This window comes from Ruegeria faecimaris, from assembly GCF_900182615.1.
Lineage (GTDB): Bacteria > Pseudomonadota > Alphaproteobacteria > Rhodobacterales > Rhodobacteraceae > Ruegeria > Ruegeria faecimaris.
In genome coordinates this window covers 40563-61286 of the sequence record NZ_FXTE01000019.1, presented here as the reverse complement: position 1 = coordinate 61286, position 20724 = coordinate 40563, and the positions used below count along the sequence as shown (strand labels likewise).

General features: G+C 58.4%; 22 protein-coding genes. 4 read left to right on the top strand and 18 right to left on the bottom strand.

The features are described from left to right. Positions 1-249: 249 nt before the first annotated feature. The 14 genes from FN806_RS19335 to ruvC all read right to left on the bottom strand — a co-directional run bounded on the left by FN806_RS19335 (position 250) and on the right by ruvC (position 12565). A complete protein-coding gene (locus tag FN806_RS19335; RefSeq protein WP_142640199.1) occupies positions 250-825 on the bottom strand; it encodes an MOSC domain-containing protein in 576 nt (191 codons plus the stop codon). Positions 826-926: 101 nt separating this feature from the next. Next, entirely contained in the window at positions 927-2843 is a 1917-nt protein-coding gene (gene ftsH / locus FN806_RS19330) for an ATP-dependent zinc metalloprotease FtsH (protein ID WP_142640196.1), read from the bottom strand. Between the two features lie 76 nt (positions 2844-2919). Continuing rightward, positions 2920-4173 carry a tRNA lysidine(34) synthetase TilS gene (tilS, locus tag FN806_RS19325; protein ID WP_142640194.1) on the bottom strand — a complete coding sequence of 418 codons (1254 nt, stop codon included), beginning with the start codon at positions 4171-4173 and terminating at the stop codon, positions 2920-2922. Beyond that, positions 4170-4994 (bottom strand): tol-pal system protein YbgF, encoded by an 825-nt coding sequence (ybgF, locus tag FN806_RS19320; protein ID WP_142640192.1) that lies wholly within the window; start codon positions 4992-4994, stop codon positions 4170-4172. The genes tilS and ybgF overlap by 4 nt, the downstream gene beginning before the upstream one ends. 4 nt (positions 4995-4998) lie before the next feature. Further along, positions 4999-5508, bottom strand: coding sequence for a peptidoglycan-associated lipoprotein Pal (gene pal, locus FN806_RS19315; RefSeq protein WP_142640190.1), 510 nt, complete (start codon positions 5506-5508; stop codon positions 4999-5001). Between the two features lie 88 nt (positions 5509-5596). After that, positions 5597-6916, bottom strand: a complete 1320-nt coding sequence (gene tolB / locus FN806_RS19310; RefSeq protein ID WP_142640188.1) for a Tol-Pal system beta propeller repeat protein TolB — start codon at positions 6914-6916, stop codon at positions 5597-5599. Then, positions 6913-8016, bottom strand: coding sequence for an energy transducer TonB (locus tag FN806_RS19305; protein ID WP_142640187.1), 1104 nt, complete (start codon positions 8014-8016; stop codon positions 6913-6915). The genes tolB and FN806_RS19305 overlap by 4 nt, the downstream gene beginning before the upstream one ends. Before the next feature lie 9 nt (positions 8017-8025). Further along, complete coding sequence (gene tolR / locus FN806_RS19300; protein WP_142640204.1) at positions 8026-8502, bottom strand: protein TolR; 477 nt, start codon at positions 8500-8502, stop codon at positions 8026-8028. Between the two features lies 1 nt (position 8503). Then, positions 8504-9199, bottom strand: a complete 696-nt coding sequence (gene tolQ, locus FN806_RS19295) for a protein TolQ (RefSeq protein ID WP_142640185.1) — start codon at positions 9197-9199, stop codon at positions 8504-8506. Positions 9200-9304: 105 nt separating this feature from the next. Continuing rightward, the gene (gene ybgC / locus FN806_RS19290; protein WP_142640183.1) at positions 9305-9688 is read right to left on the bottom strand and encodes a tol-pal system-associated acyl-CoA thioesterase; all 384 of its coding nucleotides are present in this window, start codon (positions 9686-9688) and stop codon (positions 9305-9307) included. Further along, positions 9685-10308 (bottom strand): hypothetical protein, encoded by a 624-nt coding sequence (locus FN806_RS19285; protein ID WP_142640181.1) that lies wholly within the window; start codon positions 10306-10308, stop codon positions 9685-9687. Before FN806_RS19285 ends, ybgC begins: the two co-directional genes overlap by 4 nt. 61 nt (positions 10309-10369) lie before the next feature. Next, positions 10370-11389, bottom strand: a complete 1020-nt coding sequence (ruvB, locus tag FN806_RS19280; protein WP_142640179.1) for a Holliday junction branch migration DNA helicase RuvB — start codon at positions 11387-11389, stop codon at positions 10370-10372. A 4-nt stretch (positions 11390-11393) separates the two neighbouring features. Continuing rightward, positions 11394-12071 carry a Holliday junction branch migration protein RuvA gene (gene ruvA / locus FN806_RS19275; RefSeq protein ID WP_142640177.1) on the bottom strand — a complete coding sequence of 226 codons (678 nt, stop codon included), beginning with the start codon at positions 12069-12071 and terminating at the stop codon, positions 11394-11396. After that, on the bottom strand, positions 12068-12565 hold the full coding sequence (gene ruvC, locus FN806_RS19270; protein ID WP_142640175.1) for a crossover junction endodeoxyribonuclease RuvC: 498 nt from the start codon (positions 12563-12565) through the stop codon (positions 12068-12070). The genes ruvA and ruvC overlap by 4 nt, the downstream gene beginning before the upstream one ends. Before the next feature lie 333 nt (positions 12566-12898). Between ruvC and FN806_RS19265 the strand changes: the two genes are divergently transcribed. Then, positions 12899-13111: a DUF1127 domain-containing protein gene (locus tag FN806_RS19265; protein ID WP_142640173.1), complete on the top strand. Its 213-nt coding sequence runs from the start codon at positions 12899-12901 to the stop codon at positions 13109-13111. 102 nt (positions 13112-13213) lie between these two features. Here the strand turns inward: FN806_RS19265 and FN806_RS19260 are convergent, their stop codons facing one another. The 4 genes from FN806_RS19260 to FN806_RS19245 all read right to left on the bottom strand — a co-directional run bounded on the left by FN806_RS19260 (position 13214) and on the right by FN806_RS19245 (position 18113). Continuing rightward, positions 13214-13558, bottom strand: coding sequence for a hypothetical protein (locus FN806_RS19260; protein ID WP_142640171.1), 345 nt, complete (start codon positions 13556-13558; stop codon positions 13214-13216). A gap of 107 nt (positions 13559-13665) precedes the next feature. Further along, entirely contained in the window at positions 13666-14538 is an 873-nt protein-coding gene (locus tag FN806_RS19255) for a 50S ribosomal protein L11 methyltransferase (protein WP_142640169.1), read from the bottom strand. A gap of 66 nt (positions 14539-14604) precedes the next feature. Further along, positions 14605-15837, bottom strand: coding sequence for an MFS transporter (locus FN806_RS19250; RefSeq protein WP_142640167.1), 1233 nt, complete (start codon positions 15835-15837; stop codon positions 14605-14607). Between the two features lie 80 nt (positions 15838-15917). After that, positions 15918-18113 (bottom strand): primosomal protein N', encoded by a 2196-nt coding sequence (locus FN806_RS19245; RefSeq protein ID WP_142640165.1) that lies wholly within the window; start codon positions 18111-18113, stop codon positions 15918-15920. A gap of 88 nt (positions 18114-18201) precedes the next feature. On the opposite strand from FN806_RS19245, the gene fsa reads away from it, so the two are divergent. The 3 genes from fsa (at position 18202) to FN806_RS19230 (ending at position 20677) form a co-directional block, all read left to right on the top strand. Further along, complete coding sequence (gene fsa, locus FN806_RS19240; protein WP_142640163.1) at positions 18202-18855, top strand: fructose-6-phosphate aldolase; 654 nt, start codon at positions 18202-18204, stop codon at positions 18853-18855. A 197-nt stretch (positions 18856-19052) separates the two neighbouring features. After that, positions 19053-19760 (top strand): DUF484 family protein, encoded by a 708-nt coding sequence (locus FN806_RS19235; protein ID WP_142640161.1) that lies wholly within the window; start codon positions 19053-19055, stop codon positions 19758-19760. Next, positions 19757-20677, top strand: coding sequence for a tyrosine recombinase XerC (locus FN806_RS19230; protein WP_142640159.1), 921 nt, complete (start codon positions 19757-19759; stop codon positions 20675-20677). The genes FN806_RS19235 and FN806_RS19230 overlap by 4 nt, the downstream gene beginning before the upstream one ends. Positions 20678-20724 lie beyond the last annotated feature (47 nt).

Genomic DNA, 20724 nt, shown 5'->3' with positions numbered 1-20724 from the left:
TCGATGCCGATCTTCGCACCAATCTCCTGAATCGGCTTCTTCTTCGCCTCACGCGCAATTTCGATGTCAGATTTATAGCTCATTGGGTTTCGGTCCCTGATTGAATTCCGTGCAAACCCGACGCAGAACGCCGGCGCTGCTCACTCCATACCGTTGTGTACCAAATTGGTGGCTATGGATTCCGACATAATTGCGCCTTGAAACGTCGTAGCGTCACATCGGCACCTTCCGATCGGAAATTGCGGTCCCTTATGGTGTCCAGGCTCTCTGATCGGGGACAAACAGTGTAAGCTCATCGCCCAGATTCAGCTCTCCGGGTCTTTCGACCCAAGCCGTGACCCCCCGCCGTCCCTGCGCTGCGGGCTTGAAGGCAGCACCATATCCGGGCAAGTCAGCCTCGATCTCGCGCCCCGGCAGGATACAGGGCCGGTTTTCCATGTCGATCGTCAGCGTCACACCATTTTCCACCTGCAAACGCGACGAGGGCGGAATATGGGTGAAATCCGGAATGCCGCGCAAGACAATGCTGACACCCAAATGGGACGGGTCCAGCTTACCCAAGCCCATTTCCTGCGCGATGGAATCAAGTTCTTCTGCGGACAGGATCGATAACTGCCGCACATTGCGAATTTCGGTGCCCACCGGATATAGGTTTTTGACCCGCACGCAAGAGGTACGATTCACGCCTTCGTGACGCGCGCCTTGATCACCCGAGAAACCCAAATCCAGACTGTCCACGGCATTGGCCCGGAGAGTTTCACCTGCTGGTACGTGGCCCAACCAAACAACTTCTCCCGTGAATTCGGTTTCGCACAATACCGGCATATTTATCCCTTTTTCAGAACTGACATCTGATGCGGAATAAAGGGCAAACCTTCGCGATTGAAAAGAAAAAAGACCCGGGACAGGCCCGGGTCTTTGAAAGTTTAAGCCGTTGGTTCCGGCTCCATCCCGCCATCGGGCGGAGTTTTCTTAACCTTGGTTTTCGGAATGGCTGTCACGCTGGGGGCGCTGCCCTCATCAGGTTTATCGCCCTCGTCATCGCTTTCGCTGGGCGGCTCGCCATTCATGACGCGTTTGATCTCGTCACCGGTCAGGGTTTCATATTCCAGCAGCCCCTGGGCCAGACGTTCCCATTGCTCGTTCTGTTCTGACAAGATCTGATGCGCACGCTCATATCCTTGCTGGATCAGGCGCTTGACCTCTTCCTCGATCAGTTCCTTGGTATGGGCCGAGACCGAGAACCCGGCAGTGTTGCCCGAATAGCCATCATGCGCTTCGGCATAGTCGATATTGCCGACCTTGTCCGACATGCCCCAGCGCATCACCATCGCGCGCGACAGTTGGCTGGCCTGCATGATATCGCCCGCCGGACCGTTCGAGACATGGTCCTCGCCATATTTGATCACCTCAGCCGCCTTACCGGCCATGGTCATGGCCAGCTTTTGCTCACACTCATCGCGGTGATAGTTCAGGCGGTCCATTTCTGGCAGTGACACCACCATGCCCAGCGCACCACCACGCGGAATGATCGTTGCCTTATAGACCGGATCACACAACGGCAGCGTCATACCAACAACGGCATGCCCTGATTCGTGATAGGCAGTCTTTTCCTTCTGGTCCTGGGTCAGCACCATCGAGCGGCGCTCGGCACCCATCATCACCTTGTCCTTGGCATTCTCGAAATCTTCCATGGTAACAAAGCGGCGACCGACGCGGGCGGCCATCAGCGCGGCCTCATTCACGAGGTTGGCCAGATCAGCACCCGAGAAGCCCGGAGTCCCGCGCGCGATGATGCGCAGATCGACATCAGGTCCGAGGGGCGTCTTGCGTGCGTGAACGCCCAGGATCTTCTCGCGGCCTTTGATGTCGGGGTTGCCGACAGTCACGTTGCGGTCGAAACGGCCTGGACGCAGCAGCGCAGGGTCCAAAACGTCCTTACGGTTGGTGGCCGCCAGGATAATCACGCCCTCATTGGCTTCGAACCCGTCCATCTCGACGAGCAACTGGTTGAGCGTTTGTTCACGTTCGTCATTACCCCCGCCATAACCGGCACCACGATGGCGGCCAACGGCGTCAATCTCGTCAATAAAGACGATACAGGGAGCGTTTTTCTTGGCCTGTTCGAACATGTCGCGGACACGGGATGCACCGACACCGACGAACATCTCAACAAAGTCCGAACCCGAAATGGTGAAGAAGGGCACACCCGCCTCACCCGCAATGGCGCGGGCCAGCAGCGTTTTACCGGTCCCCGGAGGGCCCACCAACAAAGCGCCTTTTGGAATCTTGCCACCCAGACGACTGAATTTCTGCGGATTGCGCAAGAATTCTACGATCTCTTCCAGTTCTTCCTTGGCCTCGTCGATGCCAGCGACATCATCAAAAGTTACACGGCCATGCTTTTCGGTCAGCATCTTGGCTTTGGATTTGCCAAAGCCCATCGCGCCACCTTTGCCGCCACCCTGCATCCGGTTCATGAAGTAGACCCAGACACCGATCAGCAGCAGGAAGGGAAGAAGAGTGACCAGGAAAGACTGAATGCCCGATTGCTGTTGTTTCACAGCCTGAACCGGGATGCTTTCATCGATCAGCAGTTTGGTCACCTCGGCATCGCCGGGCTTGATCGTGACATAGCTTGCGCCGCTTTGCGTGGTATAGCGAATTTGCTCGCCATCCAATGTCACGTTTTTGACTTCGCCGCCTTCAACAGCGGTCACGAAATCAGAATAGGTTCTTTCATTGCTCTGAAGCGTTCCACCTGGTCCGCTGAACAGATTGAACAGTGCAAGGATCAGCAAAAACAGAACGACCCAAAAGGCGATGTTACGAGCGTTGCCCAAGAAAAATCTCCCAAAAGATTTCGGCAGATGGGGATCTGCCGGGTTGCTCTTTAAAATAGAGATGATTCAAGCAGGTTCAATGCGATAAAACCGAAGAGTGAAACTCGGGCTCTTCTGGCGTCAGTTCTGCAAGCCAACCATTTGAGAATCCCACCATAGGTGCAGATACCAAGACCTCTCCACTCCAGACGGACGGAGACGCCAGAAGCGCGGCGCGCGGTTTTCCAAGTGCACGCCAATCTGGCACGGCCTTCAAACCAGCCGCACCTAACGGGTGAACCTGCGCGTCGGGAATCGCTGGGCCAGACAGGATCCACCGTCCATCCCAAATCTGACCGGGTGCGCCGGGTGCGCTCTCAACGGCATTTAGCTCTCTGCAAATCCACATTTTATCGGCTTTTGGGATCAAGAGGCATCCACCAATCGTTGCCGCCTCACCCTGATCAATCGCGAGCAGCGCCCGGTCTGTTGCAGCCTGACGCGGTGGATATCCGCGGCCCGCAATCCAGCGGACACAACCTGTAAGAAGACGACGTCGAATTTCCGCAGGCAGAGTGGAAAATTGCGCGCGATCGACACAGATATCGCCGCCATCGACACTCAGGACCTGACGGGCGGAATCCTGCGTAATCTGCTCTAATGCTTCACGGGCTTGAGCAAGGTTTTCAGCAACGCGGGACAGAGAATGTGCCGAAATCCCAATTTCGGACAAGCCGGTCAACGCGTCGCGCGCCTTGATACGATCAAACCGCCGGTCGTGATTCGATGGATCCTCGATCCAATCTGCCCCAATCTTGGCAAGATAATCGCGCAGTTGTTGCCGGGTGACCCCCAACATCGGCCGCAGCAGCATGATCCCTTGATAGTTCCGCATTGCGGGCATGCCGGACAATCCCGTCACACCAGCAGCGCGCGCCAATCGCATCAGCATGGTTTCGGCTTGATCATCGGCGGTGTGTCCCAGGGCAATCGCGCCGATCTGCTTGTCACGCGCCCAGTCTGACAGCAACTGGTACCGGGCCTGCCGCGCCCTATCCTGCAGGTTACCTGTCTGGTCCCACCCCTGCCAGTGCAACGTCTCATGTGGAAGGCCCAGACCCTGGGCAAGCTGCGCCACCCAATCTGCCTCCGCCACCGCTTCGGGGCGCAGATTGTGGTTCACCGTGGCGACAAACAGCTCAACCTGTTCCTCTTGGGCGATGTGCTTCAACAAACTCAGCAAAGCAACTGAGTCACCGCCACCGGATACCGCAACGCCTAGACGGCGCGGAAGGTTTTCCGGCAATCGCGCGCGGAGTTCGGATTTCAGGAGTGTGCCTTGTGTGGTCAAGTACAACCCAGTGACGTCATTTCCTGCGTGGCGCTGGAGGCCAATGCCGAGGCCGGGAACCGGACGCTGACCTCGCTCAGTGTTATACACGCCTGTTCGGTCTGTCCCAGACGGCCCAGAGCAGCACCCAGTTCGAACAAAGCCTCAGGCGCATAGGCGCCTTCGGAATCACCCGTGAAGCTGGCCAGAAAAGCCCTTGCAGCTTCGCGGGTGTCGCCAATGCCTTCCAACGCCTGCCCGCGCTTTAGGTGTGCTTCGGGCGCAAGCGGGCTTCCGGGATATGATGTATCGAATACTGCGAACTGATCCGCGGCGGCCTGGAAGTTTCCATCGGCCAGCGCCTGAGCAGCAGCATTGAAATCCGCTTGCTCGCCTACTGCCAACTCACCCAGGTCGGAATCGGTTGGCGCTGTCGGAGCAGTAGGGGCTACGGATGTGATGTCCGTTTCTCCGCCCAGAGTTGTTGTATCACCGAGCGTACTCAGGTCGCCGCCTTCCAGTTCGACCAAGCGAAACTCAAGATCACCGATGCGGTTGGTGCCGTCGGTTACAATATTCTGTACACGCTGGTTCAACTGTTCGGTCTGGCGCGTCAGGCGCTGCAACTCGGCCTCTATGGCATCAACACGTTCAAGTATCGAACTGCCGGACAGGTTCGGGGCCGGAGAGCCAGTTGTTGAAAACTCGCGCTTGAGCCGCTGAATTTCCACATGCAGCACCGTCAGTTCCTGCCGGATATCCGCCAAGGTTTGCTGATCTTGTGCTTGTGCCAAACCGGCGGTCGCCAAAACTGCGGCCAGAACCCATCCTGCTAGTTTCATCGTCTTATCCCAAAGTTGATCCGGTCAGCACCGTCACTGCACGACGGTTTTTCGAATAGCAGTCCTCGGTGCTGCAAATCTCGATCGGACGTTCTTTGCCATAGCTGACAGTTGTCAGCCGGTTGCCCGCAACCCCGCGCGAAATCAGGAACTCGCGGGCGGCATTTGCCCGGCGCGCACCCAGTGCGAGGTTATACTCACGCGTGCCCTGCTCATCCGCATGGCCTTCGATCGTTGCCACAAAGTCGGGGTTGGCCATCAGCCAGTCGGCCTGCCCCTGCAGCACTGACTGCGCCTGCGGAGTAAGCGTCGACTGATCGACCGAAAACAGAACCCGGTCACCAACAGTTTGCTGGAAATATGCAGGCGAGCGCGGATCACTTGGAGAGCCCGCGGCCAGCCCGCCATTTGCGCCATTGCCAAAGCCGCCGCCCAGCGCAGACGGATCGTTATTGGTGCAGGCCGCCAACGCGCCAAACACACCTAGTGCTAGGATTTTGCCCAATACGTTCATCTCAGGTGCCTCGTTGTTTTTTCTCTTTATTGCCGTCTCTGTAGCATAGTGCAGGTTCCTTGTGAACTTTTCCTGCCAGCAGCCGTGATCAATTCTGCAGTGGGCCCCATGACGGATCGCTGCCCCCATCCGGGGTGCGGATCGGGCGCAGGTTGCGTCCCGAGATATCAACCGAATACAGCGTCGCCCGGCCACTTGCGCCCTGAGTTTCTCGGGTGAACATGATCACGCGACCATTAGGGGACCATGTCGGTCCTTCGTCCAGAAACGACGAGGTCAGCAAACGCTCTTCGCTGCCATCTGTTCGCATGACACCGATATGAAATCGGCCTTTGTTCTGCTTGGTAAACGCAACCAGATCGCCACGGGGGGACCAGACCGGGGTTCCATAACGGCCCTGACCAAAGCTGATCCGCGTCGCCTCACCCCCGTTTGCGGGCATGATGTAAAGCTGTGGCGTGCCCGAACGGTCACTTTCAAACACGATCTGTGAACCGTCCGGCGAATAGCTGGGGGCGGTTTCAATCGCGGGCGTATTGGTCAGCCGTACGCTTTGCCCGGAAGCCAGGTCCATTTTCCACAGGTCCGTATTGCCGCCCTGGATAAGCGAATAGACGATCGACCGTCCATCCGGCGAAAACCGGGGCGAAAAGCTCATCGTGCCGCCCTGGGTGTTCAACTCAGTCCGCCTGACCCGCTCGATATCCAGAACATAGATGCGCGGCTGACCGGATTCGTAGCTGGTATAGAGCAGTTGATCACCGGCAGGTGAAAAGCGTGGTGCCAGAACAATGGCGGCGCTGTCGGTCAGGTACTGCACATTCGCACCATCATAATCCATGATCGCCAGCCGTTTCAGGCGCTGGTTTTTGGGGCCGCTTTCCGAGACAAAGGCAACGCGACTGTCGAAATAGGCGCCCTCGCCCGTTACACGGCTATAGACTTGATCCGCCACTTTATGGGCCATGCGCCGCCACCCTTCAGTCGTCCCGGCAAACTGCAGACCGTTGCCCAGCTCCTGCCCAGAAAACACATCCCAGACCCTGAACCGCACCGTCAGGCGATTGCCCGACACATTCACAGCACCTGTCACCAAAGCCTCGGCATTGATGGCTTTCCAATCCGCGAACCGAACGGGATCTTCAAAGCTGGCCACTTGGCTGATGAAAGCATCAGACAGAATTTCGCGGAACAGCCCTGTTCCGGTTAGATCGGCGGCCACAACCCGCGAGATATCCTGGGCATATTGCGCAGCTGCTGTGCTGTCCGGCACAAAATTCGGAACCGAAAAGGGCAAGGGTTCGATAATCCCCTGATCCAATTCCAAGCGAAGCGGTCCACTTTGGGCGTGAACAGGTGCCGACACCAGTGTCAGGCCAAGCAACAGGCTGGTCAGAAGTCTCATCATTTGATCCGCATCCTCTCGGGATTGAATGTAATCTCAATATCCTGCCAATGCTCGTATTTATCGGTTGGCAGGTCATATCCTTTGGCTCCACAGCGCAAAATGGCACGTCGAGCAGCCTCATAGGCTTGTCTGGCTGCGCCGTCAGAACCGCCTGAGCTGTCGATCATGCGCAAGCTGCCGCCAACCACCTTGCCATCAGGGGTCAACGAAAATCCGACAACAACAACTGTCTGCAGAGCATCCGTGGACAAGGACCCAACGTTCCAGCATTGGGAAACAGCCAATCGCATCGCGTCCTTTTCGCCGCTGGTCAAGGGCGGACCAGAGGGTTCACTCCCTTGTCCCAACGCCTCGGCCAGCGCATCGTTGATGGCTGTTTCCGTCTGCGCGGGCTCTGTGGGTTCGGGCTCGGGCGTCTCCGCCACTTCGGGCTCGACCGGCGGTGTCGGGCGGTTGGGACGGGTCCGCGGGCGCGGCGATGTTCGGGGAGCGTTTTCCTTGGGCTCTTCCGCTTCGGTCACAATCTCGTCAGCCTTTTCCTCGGGGGCGGTCTGATCCTGCTGTTCCTGCTGGGTCTCGGCTCTCTCGTCCAAAGATACGGCCGGGGTTTCGATTTCATCAGGCGCGGCCTCGGGCGGAGGCGGCGCAACCGGCACCGGCGCAACATTCTCGGCCGGGCTGGGCTGTGCTTCTGGCCCAGAAGGCACCGTAACGTCGACGATCTCGGGGTCAGGCGTGTCCAACACCGGTGGCTGTTCAATCACCACCGGTTCTGGCGGCGGCTCAACCGGTTCAGGCTCAGGATCCGGGTCCGGGTCGGGTTCAGCAGGTTCCGCCTCTTGCAACGAAGGCTGCTCCTCCACTACCGGTTCCGGCGCTGGCTCCTCTTCTGTTGGGGCTTCGGGCGGCTGTAGCGCTGTTGGCGTTGGCACTTCGGGCGCATCCCGCTGAGCGGTCATTGCCGCAAATTGCTCAGCCGAAATGACCGACACGTCCTGCACGGCCATAGGCAACGGTTCGGACCGGAAGGTACCGCCAAAAAATGCCCAACAAATCAGACTGACATGGGCAATCGCCGAGATCTTGGTGCCGGTATCCACCGTGCGGCCTCACTCTCCACCGTCGTCCAGTGTCGGGCCGCCCGTATCGGTCACCAGCCCCACATTGGAGAACCCACCCGCATTAAGCGCGCCCATTACCTGCATCACCTGCGCATAAGGGATCGCACCATCCGCGCGCAAAAACACTCGGTCGCTACTGCGTTCTGCTGCGATGGCGCGTAGTTTGCCAATCAGCTCTTCGCGCAGAATATCCGTGGTTTGGATTTGCACCCTGCCATCCGCGGTCAGCGTGACGGTCAAAGGTTCCTCGTTATCGCCGGGCAGCGCACTGGCCGCCGTTTTGGGCAGATCAACAGGCACACCAACAGTCAGCAAGGGCGCGGCCACCATGAAGATGATCAGCAGCACCAGCATAACGTCCACAAAGGGTGTGACGTTGATCTCAGCCATCGGCTGCGCGCGACCGCGACGCCGACCCCGCCGGCGTCCATTCCCGCCCGAGGATTGCTGAACCGCAGCCCCCATCTCAGCTGTCCAGCTGGCGCGACAGAATGGTGGCGAACTCATCGGCAAAGGCTTCATAGCCTCCAACGATCCGATCACTATCTGCGCTGAGTTTGTTATAGAAAATCACCGCCGGAATCGCGGCCAACAGGCCCAGGCCGGTGGCCAGCAACGCCTCGGCAATACCGGGCGCGACAACAGCCAGGTTGGTGTTCTGCTGCTCGGCTATCTCGATGAACGCATTCATGATACCCCAGACCGTTCCGAACAGACCAATGAAGGGTGCAGTTGAGCCGACAGTGGCCAGAATGGGCAGGCCCTTTTGCAGCGCCTCGGCCTCTTTCGCGATGGCCACATCCATCGACCGATCAATGCGTGCGGTGGCACCAGCTATCAGACCGCCATCAGTGCGGTGCGAGCGGCGCCATTCGATCATGCCCGAGGCAAATATCTTCTCCGAACTGCCATCGGGTTGGGTACCGATCTGCTCGAACAGTTCATCCAAGGGGTTCCCGGACCAGAAAGCCTCATCAAAAACCTGAGCTTCACGCCTTGCAGCACGGTAATTGATCAGTTTCTGGATGATGATCCCCCAGGACCAGACTGATGCGCCAATCAGCATCAGCATTACCAGTTTAACGATAAAAGTCGCGCGGGCAAAAAGCCCCCACATGGAGAAATCGATCTCCTGCGCCAGCGCCAGCGTTTCAGCTTCCATGAACCTGCTCTTTGTTTTGCCTGACAGCCTTACGGCCTTGTTTTGTCAAACGCTAACGCAGATGGGGGCGAATTGCCAACAGAACCACCCGGGCCCTGCAAATTGTTACAACAATGCGCGAATCTCTGCCGGAAGGCGTACGGGCTTGCCCTGCGCATTCATACAGACGGCGGTAACGATGGCGCGAAAAATCTCCTCTTCGCCCCGTTTGACCACTTGCGCCATGATCAGACGGACACCGGACAGAGACTTGATTTCGGTCTCGATCTCCAGATCGTCGTCAAATTTGGCCGGGGCCAGGTATTCCGCCTCGATCCGGCGCACGACCCAAACGATACCTGCGTCACGCATCGCATTCTGGTCATTGCCCAGGCGCCGCACATAGTCCGACCGGGCGCGTTCGATGTATTTCAAATAGTTAGCGTGATAGACCACGCCGCCCATATCGGTGTCTTCGTAATAAACTTTAACGGAATAGACGTGCTTCATTGCGGTTGATCCAATCTGGCAAACAATCTCAGCGCATGAGAGGCATCCTGCGCCGCGCCCGGCAGGACAGGATCGTATGCCGCCCGGATCAACCCGGCAATGTCTGGTCGCAATATCGTCGCGTCACCCGCCACTGCCAAGGGCGACTGGTTGCGAAAAGCGGTATCGGACCAGAGCAGCACCGTTTGCACCACCTGGCTGAGCGCAAGCGTTTCAGCGGGGACTTGCGACAATTCATTGTCCATCCGCAAAAACACAAAGGCCGCACGAATGGCGCCGTCTTCTTCAAAACGGAATATCCGGTACTGGTTGGCATCGGCCGCGATCAACCGATCAACCAACGGCCCCAGATCAGGGACCAAACGGTCCAGATCGGGCACTTCTGTCAGTTCTTTCCAGTCGCGGAAGAAAAAGACCATGCAGTTGGCGCCAAGCTCGGGGTCGGTTTCTGCCATCTGATGCCCTGCCAGTGTTACCACTGCCTCGAACGCGCCTTTGACCGTGGCCAAACTTTCATCTTCGACCCCAAAGACGATCGGCACGATGGGGCGGCCCCAGCGCGCAAACAGGAACTCTCCGCTTTCGCGGGTGAACAGGGCTTGAATGTCGTCGGGTGTCACGCGCAATCCTCGGCAATCGGACAATGTTTGGCGAAACCCTTAAAAGCTCGCAGGCTCGGCTTCAACCAAACAGATCGTTTTGCCCCTTGGGTGCGGCCATGCCCAGATGCGTCCACGCCTTCTGCGCCAGCATCCGGCCACGCGGTGTGCGTTGGATCAGGCCTTGCTGCAAGAGGAAGGGTTCGATCACCTCCTCCAGCGAGTCCCGGCTTTCCGACAGAGCTGCCGACAAGGTTTCGATACCTACCGGCCCGCCCGCGTAATTCTCGGCGATCAGCTTCAGATACCGGCGGTCCGCGCCGTCCAGCCCCAGATGATCGACCCCCAGCCGCGTCAACGCCCCATCAGCCAAATCGCGGGTGATCCGTCCATCGCCTTCGACGATTGCGAAATCCACCACCCGCCGCAGCAGGCGCCCGGCGATCCGAGGCGTTCCGCGTGACCGGCGCGCGATCTCTCGGGCGCCGCTGTCATCAGCCGGTGCCCCAAGCTTGCGCGCGTTGCGGGTGACAATCTCGTGCAATTCATCAACGGTATAGAACTGCAGGCGTGTCGGGATGCCAAAGCGGTCGCGCAGCGGCGTGGTCAGCAGCCCCATCCGGGTGGTGGCCCCGACCAGAGTAAACGGCTGCAACTCGATCCTCACCGTGCGCGCGGCCGGGCCTTCACCAATCACCAGATCCAGCTCGAAATCCTCCATCGCCGGGTACAGGACCTCTTCGACCGCTGGATTCAATCGATGGATTTCGTCAATGAACAGCACATCGCGCGCTTCCAGATTGGTCAGGATCGCCGCCAGATCGCCCGCCTTTGCCAGAACCGGGCCAGATGTCATCCGAAAATTCACCCCCAACTCACGCGCGATAATCTGCGCCAGCGTGGTTTTGCCCAGACCCGGAGGGCCATGGAACAGCGTATGATCCATTGCCTCACCCCTTTGGCGAGCGGATTGGATAAAGATACGCAGATTGGCGCGCGCCTCGGCTTGACCGATGAATTCGTCCAGTCCCTGCGGGCGCAAGGCGCGGTCATTGTCTTCCGGCAACGGCTCGGGGCGCAGGGTGGGATCGGCATCTACCATTCAATCACCCTTTCGGAGCCAACAGTTTCAACGCAGCGCGGATCAGGTCCGCCTCACCCGCTTCGGGCAAGCTTGCCGCGGCTTCGGCCACGGCTGACGCGGCCTCGGACGGGCCATAGCCCAGATTGGAGAGTGCCGACAATGCCCCGGCAGATGCTGCTGCATTACCTGATGCGCTTATGGTGGGCCGCTTTGGTACAGGTGTCGGTTCAGTCAGTTCCACCACATCCAGCGCGGGGCCATCCATTGCCTCGGTCACCGTGCCGCCCATGGCCATAACGCCGGGCGCCTTGTCTTTGAGGTCCAGCACGATCCGCTGCGCGGTTTTTGGGCCCACGCCCTTGGCTGCCTTGACCGCCCCCCAATCGCCCAGAGCAATCGCCCTGCTGACACCATCGGGGCCCAAGGCGCTGAGGATTGCTAGCGAGACCTTGGCCCCGACCCCTTGCACCGAGCACAGCAGGCGATGCCATTCCTTCTCGACCAGCGAAAGGAACCCGTAAAGCTGCATCAAATCCTCGCGCACCACCATGTCGGTGTAGATCGAGATCGCCTCACCCACGCCCGGCAGCGCAGCCATCGTACGGTCCGAGCAATAGACCAGATAGCCGACCCCACGCACGTCGATCAGCACGTGATCCGGCGCGCGGTAATCCAACCGGCCTGTCAGCTTGCCAATCATGCCCGCACCTGTTTCATCCGCGACTGTGGCGTTGCCCCGTAAAAGGAATGACAGATCGCTATCGCCAGCGCATCCGCGGCATCCGCGCCCTTGGGCTGACAGCCCGGCAGTTGCAACTTGACCATATGAAGAACCTGTTCCTTTTCGGCATGGCCCACGCCCACAACCGTTTTCTTGACTCGGTTGGGCGCATATTCTCCCACTGGCAATCCGGCCTGCGCCAGCGTCAACAACGCCACACCCCGCGCCTGACCCAGCTTAAGCGTACCGGCCCCGTCCTTGTTCACAAAGGTCTGTTCGATGGCGGCCTGATCGGGCTGATGCTCGGCAATCACTTCGACGATCTGATTGTGGAGCGATAACAACCGCTCTCCCAGATCATCCCCGTCCGATTTACATAACCCATTGGCAACATGACTGAGACGGCTGCCATGTGATTCGATGACGCCCCATCCCAGGGTCCGTAGCCCCGGATCAATGCCCAGAATTCGCATATATAGCCTCGGCCTGCTCGGGTTTGTGTGTTCTTTTTTACCGACTAGCACGAAACAAGAACATTTTCCAAGCGAATTGACTAATGGTCAGATTGCGACACGGTCGTCCTGTCTCCGACAGAATGGGCTGATTACGACCGGAAAAGGTCGGGTTTCGACCAGTTTGATGAAGGCAAAATTGCCAATAAATTAAGGCGTTTTCATGTTTTTCGAGCATTGCAAAAAACGCATAGGACACATGCAATTTCTATGCTTGTGCAGTCAGAAAACCATCCCTACATGCCCGTCAGATCGCAAGATCAGAGTTTAACACAAACCGGAAGGAAACAGGATATGGCTGCACTGGACACAACCCGCACCACCACTGGCTCATTTGGCCTCGTCGGCCGTATCGGCGCGACTTTCGCAATGGTCGTAAACGCCGTTGTCGAATGGAATGATGCCCGCGTTACACGCAACGCGCTGAGCGGTCTGTCGGACCGCGAGCTGGAAGATATCGGCCTGTGCCGTGGCGACATTGAAATCGTCGTTGAAGGCCGCCGTTAAGGCAAAGCAAACCTACCGTTGATTTTCCCCTTCTCCCTCGGGGCAAAGAAGAACGCCGCGTATCCCCGGATACGCGGCGTTTCTATTCAAAACGGAAGAAACTTAGCGGAGAACTTTGCTGAGTTGAGACGAGAGGGCCTGTGATACCGGGTCGATCTGCATGATCCATGCCCCCGCCTTCTCCACTTCGGTCCCTTGCGCAAGGCTATCGACACGATACTGGTAGGCCGACGACCCCAAGCTGGTCAGCAAAAGCGTTTTGAATGCGAACAGCCCAGCCAAGCAGATCAGCAGAGCCTTTGCAGGCACCGCGGACTGAACCCGCTGTGGTTTCATAACAACCAGGCCATCTTTGCGCATAGTCGCACGATAACCACGGGTCATCTTCGAATGTTTCTTGTTCAGCCGATGAACGCGCTGATCAAATTCAATTTGTTTTCCAGTCATGGCAGCCTCCAAATCAACCGCCCCCCAATTCCACGTCATTGACGGTAAAAACAGATTGCGACAAAAAAGAGGCGAAACCCCACAAAACTCCTGCAAATGGCCCGATTTTAGCCCTGTTTGGTTAAGACTAGCGACGTCCATTCACCAATTTGGTCATTTCTAGAGGCATTGAAGCCATTTTGGAGATAAACGGAAACAACGTCCTCGGCTTGCTCGTTAAGGATTCCCGATAGAATCGCCTTACCCCCAACCCGCAGATTCGCTGAAATTTCGGGCGCCAGGGCCACCAATGGGCCCTTGAGGATGTTGGCGAATATCAGGTCATAGGGCGCAAGAGATTTCAGCTCCGGATGATCAAACCCCGCAGCCTCGACACATTGAACCTTCCCTGACATGCCGTTTGCCTTCAGGTTGGCTTCGGCGACGTCGACGGCGACCTCATCAATGTCGCTGGCGATAATGTCGCCATCCCAAACGCGGGCTGCAGCCATCGCAAGAACGGCGGTGCCGCAGCCGATATCTGCAACTTTTGTCGCGGTAAAACCCTGATCGAGCAGAAAATCCAGAGCCTTGAGACACCCAAGGGTGGTGCCGTGATGCCCGGTACCGAAAGCCATTGCAGCCTCAATCAACAAAGGGATACGGCCTTCGGGCAGCTTGTCGGCATCGTGACAGCCATAGACGAAAAAGCGGCCAGCCTCGACAGGCGCCAATTCACGGCGGACATGGGCGACCCAGTCGGTTTCGGGCAGTTCCGAGATTACAAAGGGTTTGGATCCGAACGCAGCCGCCAGAACCGCCAGTGCCGTTTCATCCGGCGCTTCGGTGAAGTAACCGCCAATCTCCCACAGGCCCGAACCATCTTCGACTTCGAATACGCCCACGCCCGTGGGTTCGGGATCAAGACGCTCCATGGCTTCGCCCAGACCATCGGCTGATTTTTTGCCGGTCAGGGTGGTAAGCGCGGTGAATGTGGGCATGGGAGCCTCCTGTGTCAGCTGACACAGCGCCTAGGGTGCGGGCCCGCGAAGGTCAAGCATTGGCAGCTATTCCGCCGGAGCGGGCGCGTATTTCGACAGTATCGTCTCATTCCCAAGCTCTGGGTGGCGCGGGATCAGCAGCGACAGCGATAACGAAATCAACGCCATCGCTGCAGCCACCGCAAAGACCGCTCCGGGCGAGTACACCCAGAGCAGGCCCAGAAGCGCTGGTAGGAATACCGCGGCGATATGGTTGATCGTAAAGGCAACCGCTGCGGTTGGCGCAATATCTGCCGGATCGGCAATTTTCTGGAAATAGGTTTTAAGCGCCAGAGCCAGCGCGAAAAGCACATGGTCAATCACATAGAGAGTAGCCGCCAGAACAACGCCCCAACCGAACCAATAAATGCCGCCATAGGCTGCAAATACAACTGCCAGGCCTGCATATTCGAAAATCAAAGTGCGACGTTCACCGAATACGGACACAGCTTTGCCTAACATCGGCGCAACCGAAATGTTGATAACCAGGTTGATCAAGAAAAGACCGGTGAGTTCGTGGACCTCAAACCCGAATTTCTCGACCATCATGAAACCGGCGAAAACGACAAAGATCTGACGACGCGCGCCCGCCATGAACTGAAGCGCATAGTACAGCCAGTATCGGCGGCGCAGCACAATTTTTTTGGTTTGCGGAGTCGGCGCGTCGAACTGCGGATAGGCGACCAGACAGAACAACGCCAGCAAAGCCGTCAGCCCACCCGCAGCCATGAATACAGTGTTATAGGACAGATCGAACCGATCCCACGTCAGGACAATCAGCCCATAGATAACCAATGTCGAAGCTGATCCCATGGCGACCATCCAGCCCAGAAATTGCGGCGCTCGGTCCTTGGGCAACCACTGCAGCTGAAGGGATTGGTTCACGGTTTCATAATAGTGGAACCCGATCGAGCTCAGCAGTGTGACGAACAACAAGCCACCAAGGCTTGGGAACCACGCTGTCACCGCAGTCGCAACACCCAGCATGATCAGCGAGATCATCGCCAGCACCTGCTCCCGAACAAACAAGATCACGGCAATTACGCCTACAGCCAGAAAGCCTGGGATCTCGCGCACGGTATGCAGCAGGCCGATGTCGGCACCGTCGAAATTCGCCACTTCAATAACGAAATTATTCAACAACGCGCTCCATGCGTTGAAAGCAATGGGCATGGTCAGTGCCATCGCGAATAAAAGCGTGATGGGACGGCGCCAGAACGGAAGGCTTTGCGCCTCGGAAAGTGGCATGGGTTTCAGCATGAGAGTCCCTCTACGCCCATTTTCAGGTTTTGGCGAGTGGGAAGAAGGGCACGCACATTGGCTCTGCATGAATGCAGAGGTCAGTAGAAATTTTGCGGGTCAATATCAACGGTCAGCCTGATGTCGCCCTTCAGCCGCAGCGGTGCTATCCAACGGGCGATGGCATCCTGAATTGGCGCTCCTTTGGGGGCTTTGACCAGCAGCCGCACCCTGTGTCGCCCGCGGATACGCGCAATGGGCGCAGGCGCTGGACCAAAGACCAGCGCACCGATCTGCCGCAACGGGGCGTCGTTGCGGGCCATGGCGTTGCCGATGTCAAAAACGGGACCGACCTCGGGGCCAGACAGAACGATACCGGCCATGCGTCCATAGGGGGGAACTCCGGCTGCCAACCGCCCGGCCGCTTCGGCTTTCCAGAACCCCTCTTCATCGCCCGACAGGATGGCGCGAATGACGGGATGTTCCGGCTGGAACGTCTGCAACAGCGCCTGTCCGGGCTTATCCGCGCGCCCGGCGCGGCCAGCCACCTGCCGCATCAGCTGGAATGTGCGCTCGGCCGCACGCAAATCCGCCCCATGCAGGCTGAGATCGGCGTCAATGACACCGACCAGTGTCAGTTTCGGGAAATTATGCCCCTTGGCCACAAGCTGCGTGCCGATGACGATATCGGCATCACCCGCAGCAATCTCTTCGATTTTCGCCTTCAACGCGCGCGCCGATCCGAACAGATCAGAGGACAGCATGGCGATATTCGCCTCGGGGAAGGTCGCCTCGGCCTCTTCTGCCAGCCGTTCTATCCCTGGCCCAACCGGGGCCAGCTTGCCTTCGACCTGACAAGAGGGGCAGACCTCTGGCATGGGTTTGGTCTCGCCACATTGGTGGCACATCAGCCGCTTGAGAAACCGGTGTTCGACCATGCGCGCATCGCAGTGATCGCAGGCAATTTGCTCGCCACAAGCCCGGCACAGGGTGACCGGCGCATATCCCCGGCGGTTAATAAACAGAAGGGATTGTTCACCCCGCTCGATCCGCTGATGGACGGCCTGCCGCAGCGATGGAGAAATCCACGTCCCCGGCTGCATCTTCTCGGCCCGCATGTCGATGGGCTTCATCTCGGGCAACACCGCATCGCCAAAGCGCGAAGTCAAATCGAGCCGCTCATACTTGCCTGCTTCGGCATTGGCCCAGCTTTCCAGTGACGGCGTCGCACTTGCCAGAATAACGCGCGCGCCGCAAATGGCGGACCGCAGCACAGCCATGTCACGGGCGCTGTAATGCACCCCGTCTTCCTGTTTGTACGAAGTGTCATGTTCTTCATCGACCACGACCAACCCAAGATTGCGAAACGGCAGAAACAGGGCCGAGCGCGCGCCGACAACCAGCTGTGCATCGCCCTGCCCCACCATGCGCCAGACTCGACGGCGTTCGGTCATCGTCGCGCCCGAATGCCACTCTGCCGGGCGCGCGCCGAACCGTGCCTCCACGCGCGTCAGGAATTCGGCAGTCAGGGCAATCTCGGGTAGCAGAACCAGCGCCTGCCGCCCCTGGCGCAACGCTTCGGCGACCGCCTCAAGATAAACCTCGGTCTTGCCCGACCCGGTGACGCCTTTCAGCAATGTGGTGCCATAGTCGCCCGTCCGCAGGCCAGATTGCAGAACCTCAACGGCTGCGGCCTGATCCTCGGTCAAAGCCTTGCCCGGCAAATCCGGATCAAGATGTGGATAGGGCAGATCGCGCGGGCTGTCCTCTTCCCGCACCGCACCTAACTTAACCAATCCCTTGACGACTGAGGAGGTCACACCCGCCTGTTCGGCCAGTTCCTTCAGCGTAAAGGCCAACCCGCCGTAGTCGCGCAGCACCTCCAACACACGGGTCCGCGCGTCGGTCACCCTGTCAGGGTTCCTGTCGCCAAGCCGATAGACCTTGCGCATCGAAGGCGGATCGCCCAATCCGGGCGCGCGCGTGGCCAATCGCAACATCGCAGGCATCGGGGTCAGCGTGTAATCGGCGACGCGCCCCAGAAACAGGCGCATCTCTTCGCGCATCGGCGCGACTTCAAGCACCCGGATCACCGAGCGGGCCTTGGCAAGATCAAAGCCACCCTGCCCCGGCCCCCAGACCACGCCCAAGACCTTGCGCGGGCCCAGCGGCACCTCGACAAAAGCGCCCAGAAAGCACCCGCCCTCGGGCGCCTTATAGTCAAGCGCCCGGTCCAGCGGTTGGGCGGTCAGCACCGCCACCAGCTCACCTTGGTCGAAAAACTCCTGAGTGCTCAATGCATATCCTTGGCAAGGGGTTCCAGCATGGGTCTCTTTGAGGTAAAGCCATCCGCGACCAAGGCCAACCCATCAAAGGACTGCCCGCATGAAATTCTTCGTAGACACAGCCGAGATCGACGCAATCGCCGAACTGAACGATCTGGGCATGGTGGACGGTGTCACCACCAACCCTTCGCTGATCCTGAAGTCAGGCCGCGATATTCTGGAAGTGACCAAGGAAATCTGCGATCTGGTCGACGGACCGGTCTCGGCCGAGGTCGTGGCAACCGAAGCCGACGACATGATCGCCGAAGGTCGCAAGCTGGCCAAGATCGCCCCGAATATCGCTGTCAAAGTGCCGCTGACATGGGCGGGCCTGAAAACCTGCAAAACGCTTAGTGACGAAGGCCAGATGGTCAATGTGACCCTCTGTTTCTCGACCAATCAGGCGATTCTGGCCGCCAAAGCCGGCGCAACTTTCATCTCGCCCTTCATCGGGCGTCTGGATGACATCAACCTAGATGGCATGGACCTGATCGCTGATATCCGTCAGGTCTATGACAATTACGGATATGAGACCGAAATCCTCGCCGCCTCGATCCGCACCGTGAACCACGTGACCGACAGCGCCCGCATCGGTGCCGACGTGATCACCGCACCACCCGCCGTGATCAAAAAGCTGGCCGATCATCCGCTGACCGATAAAGGCCTTGAAACCTTCCTGTCCGATTGGGCCAAAACGGGTCAGAAAATCCTCTGATTCTGCGCGAACCCGCGCGGCGCCCCTGGCGCCGCGCTCGGCCCAGCTGCTTTGAATCTGATCTCGGATCAGATCTCTGCAGACTGGAGTTTTCCCGACCACATTCCCCGCGAAATTCAAATTGACGCTCATTTTTCCCGAGGCAGATCCGGCAAGCCGTGCTATAAGGCCGAAAAATAAAAAAGACCGGACAGGACATGAGCAGCAACACCATACTCAAGGACACCTTGCGCGAGGCGATTCTGGCCGAACCAGATGCCATTCTGGATGACAAGGACCTGATGCAGGCCCTCGTCACCGCAAATGAGCAGGCGCGCGGGAATAACGTCATCGACCTGCGCGGCATAGCCATGCAACGGCTCGAAGCCCGGCTGGACCGGCTGGAGGATACGCACCGCTCGGTCATTGCGGCAGCCTATGAAAATCTGGCAGGCACAAATCAGGTTCATCGGGCCATTCTTCGGCTACTTGAACCGGTCGGATTTGAGGAATTCCTGCAAATACTTGGTGCAGATGTGGCTGACATACTGCGTGTCGAACGCATTACGCTGGTTCTTGAAACGACGGCAGTCCAGAAAGACCCGGCTATCTCAAGACTGGCTGGCGTGCTGGCCATCGTCGAACCCGGTTTCGTCGACAACTATCTGACCTTTGACCACAGCGGCCCAGCACGCGAGGTCGTCTTGCGTGAAATCATCCACCCCGCGCACAGGATATTCGGCAGTGATGCGGATCACCTGCGCTCCGAAGCTTGTCTGAGGCTGGATTTGGGCGAAGGCCGCCTGCCTGGCATGATCATCATGAGCGCAAAAGACCCCAGGCACTTTACGCCAAAGCTGGGCACGGATCTTCTGACTTTCTTTGCTGGTGTCTTCGAACGGTCGATGCGCCATTGGCTGTCGTGAGCCTTATTTCTCCGGCTTGTCGTGACGCACTGCAAAACTGGCTTGATGGCCTGGGGGCCTTGTCAGGCCGGTCCGAAAACACGCTGACCGCCTATCGGGGGGATGTGTCCGAATTTCTGTCCTTCATGACACTGCACCATAGCGAAAGCCAGGGGATGGCGGCGATTGCACGGATTACGATCTCGGACATGCGGGCATGGATGGCCGATCAGCGCGCATCCGGCGTTGGCTCGCGCTCGCTTGCGCGCAAACTTTCCGCCGTAAAAACCTTCTACCGTTGGCTTTCCGAGCGTGAAGGGTTTGAGCCGACCGCAGTTCTGTCGACGCGCGCCCCCAAATTTACCCAAAAACTCCCTCGACCCATGGCCGAGGATGCCGCACGTGCGATGATTGAAACGGTCGAGATGCAATCAGCCAGCGACTGGGTTTCTGCCCGCGACGTTGCAGTCGTTACTCTTTTATATGGCTGTGGTTTGCGTATTTCCGAGGCTCTCTCACTGACCGGAGCGGATACCCCTTTGCCCAACTCGCTGCGGATCACCGGCAAGGGAAACAAGGAAAGGGTCGTCCCGGTCCTGCCGGTCGCGCAAACAGCTGTAGATCAATATGTAAAGCTGTGCCCCCACCCCCAATCCAGGGAGAAGGCACTGTTTCGCGGGGTTCGCGGAGGCCCCCTGAACCCCCGAGCCATTCAAGGTGTGATGGCCAAAGCGCGCCAGCAGCTTGGGCTGCCCTCCACTGTAACACCCCATGCCATGCGCCACAGTTTCGCGACCCACCTGCTGTCTGCGGGCGGTGATCTACGCACCATTCAGGAATTGCTGGGCCACGCATCGCTGTCCACCACCCAAGCATATACTGCGGTCGACACGGCGCGCCTGATGGAAGTTTACAACCGCACCCACCCAAAAGCCTAAGCAAACACTATCCAAATTGACCGGGCTTTTGGTTTGCATCTGGCCCG